At 63.9% G+C, this 14,500-nt stretch carries 11 protein-coding genes; 3 read left to right on the plus strand and 8 right to left on the minus strand.

The window, feature by feature from the left end; genetic code table 11:
- Positions 1 to 24: 24 nt before the first annotated feature.
- The 5 genes from cobA to B9A31_RS20085 all read right to left on the minus strand — a co-directional run bounded on the left by cobA (position 25) and on the right by B9A31_RS20085 (position 5,672).
- Positions 25 to 765 carry a uroporphyrinogen-III C-methyltransferase gene (gene cobA, locus B9A31_RS20065; protein WP_027615643.1) on the minus strand — a complete coding sequence of 247 codons (741 nt, stop codon included), beginning with the start codon at positions 763 to 765 and terminating at the stop codon, positions 25 to 27.
- Positions 766 to 792: 27 nt separating this feature from the next.
- Positions 793 to 2,463, minus strand: a complete 1,671-nt coding sequence (locus tag B9A31_RS20070) for a bifunctional protein-serine/threonine kinase/phosphatase (protein WP_019096170.1) — start codon at positions 2,461 to 2,463, stop codon at positions 793 to 795.
- Positions 2,464 to 2,472: 9 nt separating this feature from the next.
- Positions 2,473 to 3,684 carry a nitrate/nitrite transporter gene (locus B9A31_RS20075; protein ID WP_019096171.1) on the minus strand — a complete coding sequence of 404 codons (1,212 nt, stop codon included), beginning with the start codon at positions 3,682 to 3,684 and terminating at the stop codon, positions 2,473 to 2,475.
- 186 nt (positions 3,685 to 3,870) lie between these two features.
- A complete protein-coding gene (locus B9A31_RS20080) occupies positions 3,871 to 4,446 on the minus strand; it encodes an ANTAR domain-containing response regulator (protein ID WP_019096172.1) in 576 nt (191 codons plus the stop codon).
- An 11-nt stretch (positions 4,447 to 4,457) separates the two neighbouring features.
- A complete protein-coding gene (locus B9A31_RS20085; protein ID WP_026020289.1) occupies positions 4,458 to 5,672 on the minus strand; it encodes a CmpA/NrtA family ABC transporter substrate-binding protein in 1,215 nt (404 codons plus the stop codon).
- A gap of 156 nt (positions 5,673 to 5,828) precedes the next feature.
- On the opposite strand from B9A31_RS20085, the gene B9A31_RS20090 reads away from it, so the two are divergent.
- A complete protein-coding gene (locus B9A31_RS20090) occupies positions 5,829 to 6,854 on the plus strand; it encodes a quinone-dependent dihydroorotate dehydrogenase (protein ID WP_019096174.1) in 1,026 nt (341 codons plus the stop codon).
- A gap of 97 nt (positions 6,855 to 6,951) precedes the next feature.
- On the opposite strand, the gene rmf is transcribed toward B9A31_RS20090, so the two are convergent.
- Positions 6,952 to 7,167 carry a ribosome modulation factor gene (gene rmf, locus B9A31_RS20095; RefSeq protein WP_003248687.1) on the minus strand — a complete coding sequence of 72 codons (216 nt, stop codon included), beginning with the start codon at positions 7,165 to 7,167 and terminating at the stop codon, positions 6,952 to 6,954.
- A 560-nt stretch (positions 7,168 to 7,727) separates the two neighbouring features.
- On the opposite strand from rmf, the gene rlmKL reads away from it, so the two are divergent.
- Positions 7,728 to 9,920 (plus strand): bifunctional 23S rRNA (guanine(2069)-N(7))-methyltransferase RlmK/23S rRNA (guanine(2445)-N(2))-methyltransferase RlmL, encoded by a 2,193-nt coding sequence (gene rlmKL, locus B9A31_RS20100; protein ID WP_019096175.1) that lies wholly within the window; start codon positions 7,728 to 7,730, stop codon positions 9,918 to 9,920.
- Between the two features lie 94 nt (positions 9,921 to 10,014).
- Positions 10,015 to 12,405 (plus strand): sensor domain-containing diguanylate cyclase, encoded by a 2,391-nt coding sequence (locus tag B9A31_RS20105; protein WP_084297295.1) that lies wholly within the window; start codon positions 10,015 to 10,017, stop codon positions 12,403 to 12,405.
- Between the two features lie 69 nt (positions 12,406 to 12,474).
- Here B9A31_RS20105 and dacB read toward each other — a convergent pair whose 3' ends face one another.
- The gene (gene dacB, locus B9A31_RS20110) at positions 12,475 to 13,932 is read right to left on the minus strand and encodes a D-alanyl-D-alanine carboxypeptidase/D-alanyl-D-alanine endopeptidase (RefSeq protein ID WP_016714859.1); all 1,458 of its coding nucleotides are present in this window, start codon (positions 13,930 to 13,932) and stop codon (positions 12,475 to 12,477) included.
- Positions 13,933 to 14,133: 201 nt separating this feature from the next.
- The gene (locus tag B9A31_RS20115) at positions 14,134 to 14,478 is read right to left on the minus strand and encodes a YggL family protein (protein WP_003248695.1); all 345 of its coding nucleotides are present in this window, start codon (positions 14,476 to 14,478) and stop codon (positions 14,134 to 14,136) included.
- Positions 14,479 to 14,500 lie beyond the last annotated feature (22 nt).

Below are 14,500 nucleotides of genomic sequence, written 5' to 3' on the forward strand. Positions count from 1 at the left end.
GCCGGGTTTTTCTTTGCTCGGATTTTACCCGGCGACTGCCAACAGTCTCTGAACCTGTCGTTCGTCAACCACCTCGCCAATCACCAGAATCGCCGGGCTACGCAAACCAAATCCCTGTGCATCTTCGACCATCCCCCGCACATCGCTCCTGCACTCTCGCTGCTGCGGCAATGAGGCATTCTCGATCATCGCCACTGGCATTCCGGGTGCCATGCCACCCTCCAGCAACCCCTGGCGAATCTGCTCCAGTCGCGCGACCCCCATGTACACCACCAACGTTGTCCCGCCCTGGGCCAAGGCTGCCCAGTTCAGCTCGCTGTCGTCCTGCGTATGCGCCGTTACCAGCGTCACCCCTCGGCTCACCCCGCGTGAGGTCAGCGAAATCCCGCATTGCGTGGCGCCTGCCAGACCGGCCGTGATGCCGTTGACCAACTCCACCTCAATACCATGCCCCTGTAGCCACAGTGCCTCTTCGCCGCCACGGCCAAAAATGCACGGATCTCCACCCTTGAGCCGTACCACGCAACGTCCTTGCCGAGCATGGCGCAGCATCAGGCGCTGGATGAACGCTTGTGGCGTGGAGCGGCAGCCGCCACGCTTGCCCACGGCAATCACCCGGGCCTGCGGGCAATGCTCCAGCACCGCCGGGTTGACCAGGTCGTCGATCATTACCACTGCCGCTTGCTGCAAGGCACGCACGGCCTTGAGGGTGAGCAGTTCAGGGTCGCCAGGGCCGGCGCCTACCAGCCAGACTTTTGCATTCATCGGGTATTCCTCGTTGGCAGGGTGCGCTCAGCCTTTGAGCAGGCCAAGCAGCAGGATCAGGTTGAGTAGCAACGACAGCAGGGCCAGGGTGCGCCATACCTTCAACGGCTCGCGTTCCAGCAAGGGGCGTGGCCTGTCAGGCAGCTCTTGGCGGTCGCCACGCTCAAGCAGCAACAACCAGTGTTCGGCCGTTTCGAAGCGCTGCGCCGGATCGGCCGCCACCGCCTGCTGCAGGTTGTGCTGCAGCCATTCCGGCAAGTCGGGGCGGTAGCGTGCAGCGTTGACCGGCTGACCGAAGCGCGGGCGCTGAAAGGCTTCCACCTCGCCATACGGGTAGTGCCCGGTCAGCAGGTGATACAGCGTCACGCCCACGGCATACAGGTCTTGTCGCGGGCTGGGTGGTTGGCCGTCGAACGCTTCCGGGGCGATGTACGAGGGCGTGCCGGGCACGTCGTGCAACGGGTCTTCGGAAAGGCCGGGGCAATAGGCCAGACCGAAATCCAGCAGGCGCAGTTGGCCATCGCTGCCCAGGTGCAGGTTGTCTGGCTTGATGTCGCGGTGCAGCAGGTTGCGCCGGTGCAACACGCCAACCGCCTGCAGCAGTTGCCGGGCCATTTCGAGCCACTGCGGCAGGGGCAGCGGACCATGCTCGGCCAGCAGGGTGGCAAGGCTTTGGCCGGGGTACTCGCGCATCACGTAGTACAGGTGTTGCCGCTGGCTGGCCGCATGCAACTCGGGGAAGTGGCGGCCTGCAACCCGGCGCAGGAACCACTCCTCGAGCAACAGCGCTTGCGCAGCACCGGGCTCTTGTTCGCGTTCGGCAGGCAGGGTCTTGAGAAGCCAAGGTTGGCCTTGGCTGTCGCGCACCCGGTATAGCAGCGACTGGCGGCTTTGTGAAAGCAGGCAGTCGGCCTGCCAGTCATCGATCACTTGGCCTGCTCGCAGCGCGCCGGGCACCGGCCACTGCTGCAATTGCGCCAGGGTATCGCCCAGGTTGGCGGTGCCTAGCTGTTCGACGTACACCAGCAAGGCACTGGCATTGTCCTGGCTGCCATTGAGGTGCGCGCTGGCAACCAGTGTGTCGACGGCCAGTTGCAAGTCGGTCTGATCGCGCAGCACGGCCTGGATGTGTTGGTCGCCCAGGCTGGCCCAGACCCCGTCGCTGACCAGCAGGAAGCACTCGCCTGGCTGCAGCTCGCCCTCCAGGTAATCCACCAGCAGGTGCTGGTCCAGGCCCAGTGCGCGTTTTAGTACATGCTGCATGCCCGGCTGGTCCCACACATGGTCTTCGCTCAGGCACTGCAGGCGCCCGGCGTACCAGCGGTAAACCCGGCAATCCCCCACATGGGCCAAGGTGAAGCGCCGGCCACGTAACACCAGTGCGCTGAGTGTGGTCAGCAAAGGCTGGCCGCTGCCCTGGGCGCGCAACCAGCGGTTCTGAGCCAGCAGCAGGCGGTCCAGCGCCTGGGCCACGCTCCAGGTGGCGGGGGTGGCGTAGTAGTCCAGCGCCAGTGCCTGCAAACTGGCGCGTGCTGCCAGGCCGCCATCGGCGCATTGGCTGACGCCGTCGGCGAGGGCGAACAGGTAGCCCTTGCTGGCGGCCAGCTCCGGCGCCGGGGTGACCAGGCGCAGGGCATCCTGGTTTTCCTCGCGTGGCCCGGTAGCGCTGGCTTGGGCGAACTTCAGTTGCAGGCTCATGGGTGCCCCTCAGACCCGTGCAGCGGTCACGGCTGCCGAGCCCCAGGTGGTGCGCCAGCGTTGTTTCACGCCATGCAGGCCGAACCAGGCCAGCAGGCCCAGGCTGGCGAACAGCCACAACCCCAACTGGTAGTCACCGGTGTGCTGCTTGATGGTGCCAAGCCCGGCTGCCAGCAGGAAACCACCGATACCGCCGGCCATGCCGATCAGCCCGGTCATCACGCCGATCTCCTGGCGGAAGCGCTGTGGTACCAACTGGAATACCGCACCATTACCGGCGCCCAGGCCAAGCATGGCGCTTACGAACAGCGCCAGAGCGGCGGCTGCGGACGGCAGGTTGAAACCGACTGCCGCGATGCAGATGGCTGCCACGCTGTACATGCCCAACAGGGTGCGGATACCGCCGAAGCGGTCGGCCAGGGCACCGCCGAGCGGGCGCATCAGGCTGCCGGCGAAGACGCAGGCGGCGGTGTAGTAGCCGGCGGTGACCGGGCTCAGGCCGTACTGGTCGCTGAAGTAGCCGGGCAGGGCGCTGGCCAGGCCGATGAAACCGCCAAAGGTGACGCTGTAGAAGAACATGAACCACCAGCTGTCACGGTCGCCGAGGGCCTTGAGGTAGTCGGCCATCGCTTTTGGCTTGGGGCGTTGTGGCGCATTGCGCGCGAGCAGGGCGAACACCACCAGCGCCAGCGACAACGGAATCAGCGCGAAGCCGAACACATTGTTCCAGCCAAAGCCGGCAGCCAGCGCCGGGGCCAGCAGGGCGGCGAACACGGTGCCGGAGTTGCCGGCACCGGCGATGCCCATGGCCTTGCCCTGATGCTGCGGCGGGTACCACTGTGAAGCCAGCGGCAACGACACGGCAAACGACGCACCGGCAAAGCCGAGGAACACGCCCAGCAGCAGGGCCTGTTCGTAGCTGTGCACCCCCAGGTGCCAGGCGCCCGCCAAGGCGACGATGACGACCACCTGGCCGATCAGCCCGGCTGTTTTGGGTGACAGGCGGTCAACCAGCACGCCCATGGCGAAGCGCAGGATCGCCCCGGCCAGGATCGGCGTGGCCACCATCAGGCCCCGTTGTTGTGCACTCAGTTGCAGGTCGGCGGCAATCTGCACCGCCAGCGGGCCCAGCAGGTACCAGACCATGAAGCTGAGGTCGAAGTACAGGAACGCGGCGAACAGCGTGGGCACATGCCCGGATTTCCAGAAGCTGGTACTCATCGAACACCTCACTCGGCAATGCAACGGAACGAAAAAGACGCCGCCACCCGCTCCACGGTCGTGGAGGGGAGAGCGACGTCTTTGTCGGGATTTAAGTGGGGCAACCGCCGTTGGCTACCGGTGCAATAACCTCAGCAAGAGCCGGGCCAACTGTTGTTTCCTGTGATGGCCCTATCGCCGGCTGCATCAGCCCAGCATTTCGTGCATGGCAATGATCTGCTCGGCCACCTGGATCAGCTTCTGCTGCCGGCTCATGGCCTGGCGGCGCATCAGGGTGTAGGCCTGTTCTTCGTTGCAATCCTTCATTTTCATCAGCAAACCCTTGGCCTGCTCGATACGCTTGCGCTCGGCCAGCTGCTGGTCGCGCGCCAGCAGCTGCGCCCTAAGCGCCTGGTCACTTTCAAAGCGGGCCATGGCCACATCCAGAATCGGCTGCAGCCGGGCAGCATGGATGCCTTCGACGATGTAGGCACTGACGCCTGCCTGGATCGCCTGGCGCATCACGCCAGGGTCGTGCTCGTCGGTGAACAGCACGATGGGGCGCGGCTGGTCGCGGCTGACCAGCACCACCTGTTCCATCACGTCGCGGTCCGGTGAGTCGGTATCGATCAGTACCACATCCGGGCGCACCGTTTCGACGCAGGCGGGCAGGTCGATGGTCAGGCCTGGGGCTTCGGTAACCTCGAAGCCGGCCTCGATCAACGCCGCCTTGAGGCGGCCGAGTTTGTTCTGGGTGTCGTCGATCAGCAGAATGCGCAACATGTTGGTCCCCCTCACGCGCCGACGCGGGCATCGGGCAGGTCGCCCAGGGCATGCAGGCTGAAGCTGCGGGCATAGCCATAAGGATCGCTGCCGTCCCAGCGGATGCCATCGATCAGCAGGCTGTTGCGCATCGGCTGTTCGGGGCACGCGACGCCCAGGCTTTGCGCCGCCTCGCTGTACAGCGCCAACTGCTGAACCTGCCGAGCCACACCGAGGTAGTCGGGGTCTTCGCGCAACAGGCCCCAGCGGCGGAACTGGGTCATGAACCACATGCCGTCGGACAGGTACGGCAGGTTGGCTCTGCCCTGGTCGAACAGGCGCAGGGCGTGCGGGTCTTGCCACTGGTTGCCCAGGCCATCCTGATAGTGGCCGAGCAGGCGGGGCTCGATGCTGTCCAGCGGGGTGTCCAGGTAGGCGTTGCCGCTAAGCAGTTGCGCAGTGCTGCGGCGGTTTTCGGGGCTTTGCTCGATGAACCGGCTGGCGGCGAGGATCGCCTTGATGAGCGCGCGGGCGCTGTTGGGGTAGTGTTCGGCGAAGGCGCGAGCACACGCCAGCACCTTTTCCGGATGGTCTGGCCATATCGACTGGCTGGTGGCCAGGGTAAAGCCCTGGCCCTTGGCCACAGCATCGGCGGCCCAAGGCTCACCCACGCAGAAGCCGTCGATGCGCCCCGCCTGGATATGCGCGGCCATCTGGGCCGGCGGCACCACGACGCTGTCCACGTCGCGCAGCGGGTGGATGCCTTGGCTGGCCAGCCAGTAATACAGCCACATGGCGTGGGTGCCAGTGGGGAAGGTCTGGGCGAAGGTCAGGCGTGCGCCATGCTGGTGCACCAGGCGCGCCAATGCTTCAGGGTTGGTCACGCCTTTGCGCTGCAAGGCAGGGGAGAGGTTGATGGCCTGGGCGTTCTGGTTCAGGCCCATGAGCACCGCCATGTCACTGGCCGGTACGCCACCGATGCCCAGGTGCACGGCATAGACCAGGCCATACAGGCAGTGCGCGGCATCCAGCTCGCCGCTGACCAGCTTGTCGCGCAGCCCGGCCCAGGAGCCTTGGCGCTTGAGGTTGAGGGTAAGGCCGTATTGCTGGGCGAAGCCCTGGGTGGCGGCGACCACCACCGAGGCGCAGTCGGTCAGTGCCATATAGCCGATGTTCAGGCTGGGCTTTTCCGGCGCGTCACTGCCATTGACCCAGGCCAGGGGCGTTGCTCGGGGTACGGTGTTCACAAGGTTCCTCGCCTGTACGGATAAGGCTGTGGGCCAAACCGGTGCAACCGATGTGCCAAGGGTGGCCGGGGTGCTTGGCGGCCCCACGATTTGCTGTCCTGTCAGCCCCAGGCTGGCTATAATCGCCCCCTCACTCACCCCGAGCCTTGCCCGCCCATGTATACCCTGGCCCGCCAGCTGCTGTTCAAGCTTTCCCCGGAAACTTCCCACGACCTGTCCCTGGACCTGATCGGTGCCGGTGGCCGTCTTGGCCTCAATGGCATGCTGTGCAAGCAGCCGGCGGCATTGCCGGTTTCGGTCATGGGCTTGAACTTCGCCAACCCGGTGGGCCTGGCCGCAGGCCTGGACAAGAATGGCGCGGCCATCGACGGCTTTGCCCAGCTGGGCTTCGGCTTCGTCGAAATCGGTACCGTCACTCCGCGCCCGCAACCGGGCAATCCCAAGCCGCGGTTGTTCCGCCTGCCGGAAGCGACGGCCATCATCAACCGCATGGGCTTCAACAACCTGGGCGTCGATCACTTGCTCGGCCGCGTGCGTGCCTCGCGCTACAACGGCGTGCTGGGCATCAACATCGGCAAGAACTTCGACACCCCGGTCGAGCGCGCCGTGGATGACTACCTGATCTGCCTGGACAAGGTGTACACCGCCGCCAGCTACATCACCGTCAACGTCAGCTCGCCGAATACCCCGGGCCTGCGCAGCCTGCAGTTCGGCGATTCGCTCAAGCAGTTGCTCGACGCCCTGGCCGAACGCCGCGAGCAACTGGCGGTTACCCATGGCAAGCGTGTACCGCTGGCCATCAAGATCGCCCCGGACATGAGTGACGAAGAAACTACGCTGGTGGCTGCCGCGCTGATGGCGTCGGGCATGGATGCGGTGATCGCCACCAACACCACGCTGGGCCGTGAAGGTGTCGAGGGGCTGCCGTATGGTGGCGAGGCGGGTGGCCTGTCGGGCGCGCCGGTGCTGGAAAAGAGCACCCACATTGTCAAGGTGCTGGCAGGCGAGCTGGGCGGCAAGTTGCCGATCATTGCCGCGGGTGGCATTACCGAAGGCCGTCACGCTGCCGAGAAGATCGCTGCCGGTGCGAGCCTGGTACAGATCTACTCGGGCTTCATCTACAAGGGGCCAGCGTTGATCCGTGAAGCGGTCGATGCCATTGCGGCATTACCGCGCGGTTAAACGGCAGGCATAAAAAAGGGCCCCGTCAAGGGGCCCCTGGGCCGCAGCCCGCCGCCCGGATAGGGCGCGCATGGTGACTCGAATTCAGTGTCCTCGTTCAGCCAACGGCGTGATTTTCGTTGAGTCTATGGATGCCAGCGGTGCCAGTCATTCCGTCCCAGTTATCACCGCGACCTTCGCGCCAGCCGTTGATCCAGGCTTGGCGAACAGAAGGAAGATTGAAGGGGCAAAGTTCGCGGGATTTGCCGGTGACCCCGTATTGGTAGCCACGTGAATATGCTCTTTCCAACGGATCACGCTTAAGTCTTCTCATAGGGTGTTGCCCTCACTTGTTGACTGTAATGTCCCGTCGGCCTCTCCGAGGCCGGGCAGAGTCTTTCTGCCGGTTTGCGCCCGCTGCCGGCGTGGCGGGCTGAAGGTGCCGCCTCGTTGCGAAGCGGCCTGAGACCAGTTCTATCGAATGCGAGTCACGGTGTGAATGATCGATTTGTCATAAGCACGTAACCTTTCCTAGGGTGAGGGGATAAGTAAATAAATGCGACTCAACCTTGTTTGGCGTTGAGCCCGCTGTGATCGGGGTTTGCTGAACATTGACGTCATTTCGCCAGCGTTGCTTGCGGATGACAGAAATAATTTGAAATGCGACGAAGGGTCACATCGCCCCGGTTATCGCCAGAATTTTTCATACTGCCTGATGATCTAAGCTGTCTTGGCCACCGGGCCGAGTGCAGATCGGTCAGGTGGCCTGGCCTTTCGCGGCACGTTCATGTGCAGGGAAGGGCCACCCGCACGCCTGCTGGAAAGGCCTGCGGGCAAACATCGCGGGGTGATGCGTTGCCTCGTCAGTCAATAGCCCAAGGCTCTGGAATACTCATGTCGGACCGTTTCGAACTTTACCTCACCTGCCCCAAAGGCCTTGAAGGCCTGCTTGCCGAAGAGGCCAAAGGCCTTGGCCTGGACGAAGTGCGTGAGCACACCTCGGCCATTCGCGGCGCCGCCGACATGGAAACCGCCTACCGCCTGTGTGTCTGGTCACGCCTGGCCAACCGGGTGTTGTTGGTGCTCAAGCGCTTCTCCATGAAGAACGCCGACGACCTTTACGATGGCGTGCACGCGGTCGACTGGGCCGACCACCTGGCAGCCGATGGCACCCTGGCGGTGGAGTTCAGTGGCCATGGTTCGGGCATCGACAACACTCACTTTGGTGCGCTGAAGGTCAAGGACGCGATTGTCGACAAGTTGCGCAACCGCGAAGGCCTGCGCCCGTCGGTGGAAAAGATCGACCCCGACGTGCGCGTGCACCTGCGTCTGGACCGTGGCGAGGCCATTCTCTCCCTCGACCTGTCCGGCCACAGCCTGCACCAGCGTGGCTATCGCCTGCAGCAAGGTGCTGCGCCGCTGAAGGAAAACCTGGCGGCTGCGGTGTTGATCCGTTCTGGCTGGCCGCGCATTGCCGCTGAAGGGGGCGCGTTGGCCGACCCGATGTGCGGTGTGGGTACCTTCCTGGTCGAGGCCGCGATGATCGCCGCCGACATCGCGCCCAACCTCAAGCGTGAGCGCTGGGGCTTCAGTGCCTGGCTCGGCCATGTGCCAGCGCTGTGGCGCAAGGTGCATGACGAAGCGCAGGCGCGTGCACAGGCTGGCCTGGCCAAGCCTCCGCTGTGGATCCGTGGCTACGAGGCCGACCCGCGGCTGATCCAGCCGGGCCGCAACAACGTCGAGCGTGCAGGCCTGGGCGACTGGGTGAAAATCTACCAGGGCGAAGTCAGCACCTTCGAGCCGCGCCCGGACCAGAACCAGAAAGGCCTGGTCATCAGCAACCCGCCATACGGCGAGCGTCTGGGTGATGAAGCCAGCCTGCTGTACCTCTACCAGAACCTCGGCGAGCGCCTGCGCCAGGCCTGCATGGGCTGGGAGGCAGCGGTGTTCACCGGCGCGCCGCAGCTGGGCAAGCGCATGGGCATTCGCAGCCACAAGCAGTACGCGTTCTGGAACGGCGCCTTGCCGTGCAAGCTGCTGCTGTTCAAGGTGCAGCCTGACCAGTTCGTCACCGGCGAGCGTCGCGAAGCACAACCTGAGGGCGCGCAAACCCGCCAGCAACCCGCCGTTGCCAGCGAACCGGCACGCCTTTCGGAAGGCGCGCAGATGTTTGCCAACCGGTTGCAGAAAAACCTCAAACAGCTGGGCAAATGGGCTCGCCGCGAACAGGTCGACTGCTACCGCCTGTACGATGCCGACATGCCCGAGTACGCGTTGGCTGTTGACCTGTACCAGGACTGGGTGCACGTGCAGGAGTATGCCGCGCCACGCTCGATCGACCCGGAAAAGGCCCAGGCGCGCCTGCTTGATGCGTTGGCAGCCATCCCGCAGGCGCTGGGCATTTCGCCGCAGCGCGTAGTGCTCAAGCGCCGCGAGCGCCAGAGCGGCACCCGCCAGTACGAACGCCAGGCGACCGAGGGCCGTTTCCAGGAGGTGAACGAAGGTGGCGTCAAGCTGCTGGTCAACCTCACCGACTACCTCGACACCGGGCTGTTCCTCGACCATCGCCCGATGCGCATGCGCATCCAGCGCGAGGCTGCCGACAAGCGCTTCCTCAACCTGTTCTGCTACACCGCCACTGCCACCGTGCATGCGGCCAAGGGCGGTGCGCGCAGCACCACCAGCGTCGACCTGTCGAAAACCTACCTGGACTGGGCGCGGCGCAACCTGGCGCTTAATGGCTTCTCTGAGCGCAACCGCCTGGAGCAGGGTGATGTGATGGCCTGGCTGGAGGGTAACCGCGACAGCTACGACCTGATTTTCATCGACCCGCCCACCTTCTCCAACTCCAAGCGCATGGAAGGCGTGTTCGACGTGCAGCGTGACCACGTTCAACTGCTGGACCTGGCCATGGCCCGCCTGGCGCCGGGCGGCGTGTTGTATTTCTCCAACAACTTCCGCAAGTTCCAGCTGGACGAGCACCTGATGGCGCGTTATGCGGTGGAGGAAATCACTGCCCAGACCCTGGACCCGGACTTCGCCCGTAACAACCGGATTCACCGGGCCTGGCGTCTGCAGCTGCGCTGAGCCGACGAGGTACATTGCGTGGCTAATGGCCAATGGCTATAAATGTGGGCAGGGCAAGATAATCCGCAGGACGCTGACGTGACGAGATGGGTGTATGTCAAAGTGTGGCGTGCGTGCGCGGTTATCTGGCCTGTGCACAGAGACGGTGTCCGCGTGGGCGGTGGCGCTGGTGGCCTTGGTGGCGGGCGGTCTGTTGACGGCCGCCTTGGCGCTGGCCGCACAGGCGTTTTACAAGCAGCAGCTGCGCCAGCGCTTTGAGTTGCTGGCCAGCGAACGCTACAGCCGTATTGCCGAGCGTTTTGATGAACAACAGCAGCGCCTGGATGGCCTGCGGCGGTTCTTCAGCTTTTCCAACGAAGTGACACCACGCGAATTTGACGGTTACGCCCGGCCGTTGCTGCAGCGTACCCTGGCCTACGCCTGGGCGCCGCGTGTCGAAGCCGCGCAGCGCGCCGAGTTCGAGCAGCATGCCCGCGAGCATTCCGGCCCGGGCTATGTGATCCGTGACCAGGATGCGCAAGGCCAGTGGCACCCCGCGCCGCTGCGCGACCATTACTTTCCTGTGTTGTATACCCAATCCGGTGAAATGCCCGGGCTGCCCTATGGACTCGATCTTGCCGGCCAGGGTGAGCTCCAGGCTGCCCTGGTGCGGGCGCTCGGATCTGGCAGCATGGCGGTGTCCGAGCCCTTGGCCATGTACGATATTCCTTCGTACGCGCGCGGCTTGGCGCTGGTAGCCCCCGTATTTTTCGATGCCAACCCGCATGGCGCTGCAGTGGGCTATGTGGTGGCTTTGTTGAGCATGCGCGAGATGGTCAGCGATGGGCGCCCTGTGGCAGCGGATGACAACCTGGTGGTGCGTATCGTCGACCCGTCCGGGTTGCAAGGGCCGCAAGTGCTGTACGACTCGCAGAACCAGGTTGCCCCCTTGTCGCTGAGCAGCAACCCGCTGCTGCACCTGGCAGACCACCACTTCCAGCTGAGCATCCTGCCGAGCCAGGCCTTCGTGCGGGCCAATCGCACATCGGCGGTACTGGCGGTCGGCCTGCTGGGCGGGTTGTTGAGCCTGCTGCTCAGTGCCTTGCTCTACAGCCTGTTCAGCCAGCGCCAGCGTGCCCTGGCCCTGGTCGAGCAGCGTACCGCCGAGTTGCGGGTCAGCGAACAGTCCTTGCGAGGTACCCATAATCAGTTGCGCAGTGTATTGGAGGCCGCGACCCAGGTGGCCATTATTGCCACCAACCTCAAGGGCGAAGTCAGCACGTTCAACACGGGGGCCGAGCGTATGTTTGGTTACTCGGCCAATCAGGCCATCGGCCAGTTGCGCCTGGAGGACCTGGTGCTGCCGGACGAATTGAGCCTGCGTGCGCATGCGCTCAGCCAGCGTTTTGGCCGGCACATCGCCGGTGGCCAGGCGCTGTTTGCAGAAACCGTTTACGAGCGAGGCGCCGAGCCGGGTGAGTGGACCTTGCTACGCGCCGATGGCAGCCAGTTGGTGGCCAACATGCTGGTCACGGCCATGCTTGACGAACAGGGCCTGTGGGTTGGCTACCTGGCCATTTGCATCGATGTCACCGAGCGGCGTCGGGTACACGAGGCACTGGCGGCGCGCGATCGGCTGCTGGAAAAGCTCAGTGCCGAGGTGCCGGGCGGTATTTATCAGTATCGCCTGGATGCCGATGGGCATTCGTGTTTTCCCTACGCCAGCAAAGGCCTTTACGACATCTACGAAGTGGACCTGCAGCAGTTGCGCGAAGATGCCTCGGGGGTGTTCGAGCGTATCCACCCAGATGACCTGGAGCGCGTGCGCCGTTCGGTACGTTACTCGGCCGAGCACCAGGCACCCTGGCGCGAGGAATACCGGGTGTGCCTGCCACGTGCCGGCCTGCGCTGGGTGCGTGGCGAAGCGACGCCGGAGGTGGGAGAACAGGGCTGTACCTTGTGGCATGGCTACCTGACGGACATCTCGGACCTCAAGGGTGTGGAGGAAGAGTTGCGGGCGCTGTCGGTGACCGATTCACTGACCGGCATTCATAACCGCCGCTACTTCCAGGAACGGCTCAAGGTCGAACTGGAGCGGGCTCAGCGTGATGGCTTGACGCTGGCCGTGATCATGCTCGATATCGATCACTTCAAGCACATCAACGACCGCTTCGGCCATGCCGTCGGCGACCGGGTGCTGCGCAGCCTGTGCCAGCGTATCGGCCAGCGCTTGCGGCGTACCGATGTATTCTGCCGGTTGGGTGGAGAGGAATTCATGGTGTTGTGCCCGGGCAGTGATGCCGAACAGGCGCGGCTGCTGGCACTGGAGTTGTGGCATGGGCTGCGCAATGTGCCGGTGGACGGCGTGGGCAAGGTGACGGCCAGTTTTGGTGTGGCGGGATGGCGGCCGGGGGAGGGCGCCGATGCCCTGTTGTTGCGGGCGGATGCGGGGGTGTATGCAGCCAAGCAGGCGGGGCGGGACAGGGTGGAAGGCGAGTCAGCCTGAACGTTTTTGGCTGCCCGTACCGGCCTCTTCGCGGCTATAGCCGCGAAAGGGCCGGTACGGGCTAACCAATCAGTTGGCTGCAGTGCTGCCCGCCAGCTTCGGCTGGCGATACAGGTCCAGCAGCACCTGGTCGAGCACCTGCGAAGCCCCCCATGGTTTCGGGTCGTTGAGGATTGCCGCCACTGCCCAGGTGTGGCCGTTGCTGTCACGGCTGAAACCGGCAATCGCCCGCACGGTATTCAGCGTGCCGGTCTTGATGTGCCCTTCACCGGTCATGGCTGTGCGCTTGAGGCGCTTGCGCATGGTGCCGTCCATGCCTACCAGCGGCATCGAGCTCATGAACTCGGCGGCGTAGGGGCTCTTCCAGGCGGCCTGCAGCATCTCGGCCATTTCCCGGGTGCTGACCCGTTCGGCACGCGACAGCCCTGAGCCGTTTTCCATCACCAGGTGCGGCGCGGTAATGCCTTTCTTCGCCAGCCACTGGCGGACCACGCGTTGCGCGGCACGGGCGTCGTCGCCGTCGGCATCGGTGCGGAACTGCGCGCCAAGGCTCAGGAACAGCTGCTGGGCCATGGTGTTGTTGCTGTACTTGTTGATGTCGCGGATCACTTCCACCAGGTCTGGCGAGAAGGCGCGGGCCAGCAGGCGTGCACCTTTGGGCACGTTCTCGATGCGGTCACCGCCCTGGATGTTGCCACCCAGCTCGTTCCAGATCGCGCGCACGGCACCGGCGGCATAGGTCGGGTGGTCGAGCAGCGACAGGTAGGTCTGCGAGTTGCAGCCGTCACCCAGCTGGCCGCTGACGGTTACGCTGATGCCATCGGCTTGAGGTACCGGGTTGTAGCGCACATCACCCGTGCACTGCTTGGAGGCCACGGCCTTGACCTGGTTGTCGATGCGAATGCTGGCAATAGGGGGTTCGACCGCGATGGTAACCTTGCCACCATCGTTGCGGGCCACGAAGCGCAGGGCCTTGAGGTTGACCAGCAGCGAGTCGGGTTTGACCAGGAACGGCTTGTTTTCATCGCCGCCGTCATCGTTGAACTGCGGCAGGTTGGGCTGCACGAAGTGGCTGCGGTCCAGCACCAGGTCACCGGTGATGGTGCGCACGCCATTGGCGCGCAGGTCACGCATCAGCAACCAGAGCTTTTCCATGTTCAGCTTCGGGTCGCCTCCACCTTTGAGGTACAGGTTGCCGTTGAGCACGCCATTGCTCAGGGTACCGTCGGTGTAGAACTCGGTTTTCCACTGGAAGGTGGGGCCAAGCAGCTCGAGGGCGGCATAGGTGGTAACCAGTTTCATGGTCGAGGCCGGGTTTACCGAAACATCGGCATTGAACACGGTCGGGGTACCGGGCCCGTCAAGCGGCAACATTACCAGCGACAGCGCTGTGTCCTGCAGCTTGTTGGCTTTGAGCGCCTGCTGCACTTTGGCGGGCAGGGTGGTGTTGACGGCGGCGGCGTGGCTGGGCAATGCGAGTGGCAACAGCAGGCCGGCAAGAACGAGGGGGCGAAGCGTTTTGATCATAATGAATAAATACCCTGCAGCGAGGGAAAAGGGCATAGGGGCTGTAAGAGATGATGGCCCCAGGACGAAAGAGTACGCATTATGCCCCAAGCGCAGCGACGATGCGCCACGTTCGACGGAAAAGCATGGCGGATAAAAAGCATCGACAATAAAAAAGGCCACCCATGTGGGTGGCCTTTTCAGCGATCAGACAGGCAAGTATCACTCAGCCTTGTTGATCGGCTTTTCCGGGTACCAGGCGTCCAGCAGTGGGCTGACTTCGATTTTGGTCAGTTCGCTGCGGCCCTTGAGCCAGGCTTCTACGGCGGCGCGTTGTTCTTCGCTGACCGAACCGCGCTTGACCGAGCACACCAGGCCGAAATCGTCACCGCCTACATAGTCCAGGCCGTTGGCGTCCATGGCTTCTTCCAGGAACGCATCGAGGAAAGCATCGATTGCCTGGTCATCCAGATCTTCCTTGAATTCCAGGTTCAGCTCGAAGCCCAATTCCTGAAACTCGTCGACACACAGCTTCTTGCGCAGACGACGGGAGCGGTTTGTGGCCATGAAACAATCCTCTTAGGTAATA

The sequence above is a fragment of the Pseudomonas sp. URIL14HWK12:I5 genome (assembly GCF_900176445.1).
GTDB lineage: Bacteria > Pseudomonadota > Gammaproteobacteria > Pseudomonadales > Pseudomonadaceae > Aquipseudomonas > Aquipseudomonas monteilii.

What these genes read in the sequence shown, in the direction of transcription:
- B9A31_RS20105 (WP_084297295.1), top strand. Translation starts at nt 10,015, where the DNA reads ATGTCAAAGTGTGGCGTGCGTGCGCGGTTATCTGGCCTGTGCACAGAG.
- B9A31_RS20070 (WP_019096170.1), bottom strand. Translation starts at nt 2,463, where the DNA reads ATGAGCCTGCAACTGAAGTTCGCCCAAGCCAGCGCTACCGGGCCACGC.
- rlmKL (WP_019096175.1), top strand. Translation starts at nt 7,728, where the DNA reads ATGTCGGACCGTTTCGAACTTTACCTCACCTGCCCCAAAGGCCTTGAA.
- B9A31_RS20090 (WP_019096174.1), top strand. Translation starts at nt 5,829, where the DNA reads ATGTATACCCTGGCCCGCCAGCTGCTGTTCAAGCTTTCCCCGGAAACT.
- dacB (WP_016714859.1), bottom strand. Translation starts at nt 13,932, where the DNA reads ATGATCAAAACGCTTCGCCCCCTCGTTCTTGCCGGCCTGCTGTTGCCA.
- rmf (WP_003248687.1), bottom strand. Translation starts at nt 7,167, where the DNA reads ATGAGAAGACTTAAGCGTGATCCGTTGGAAAGAGCATATTCACGTGGC.
- B9A31_RS20080 (WP_019096172.1), bottom strand. Translation starts at nt 4,446, where the DNA reads ATGTTGCGCATTCTGCTGATCGACGACACCCAGAACAAACTCGGCCGC.
- B9A31_RS20075 (WP_019096171.1), bottom strand. Translation starts at nt 3,684, where the DNA reads ATGAGTACCAGCTTCTGGAAATCCGGGCATGTGCCCACGCTGTTCGCC.
- cobA (WP_027615643.1), bottom strand. Translation starts at nt 765, where the DNA reads ATGAATGCAAAAGTCTGGCTGGTAGGCGCCGGCCCTGGCGACCCTGAA.
- B9A31_RS20115 (WP_003248695.1), bottom strand. Translation starts at nt 14,478, where the DNA reads ATGGCCACAAACCGCTCCCGTCGTCTGCGCAAGAAGCTGTGTGTCGAC.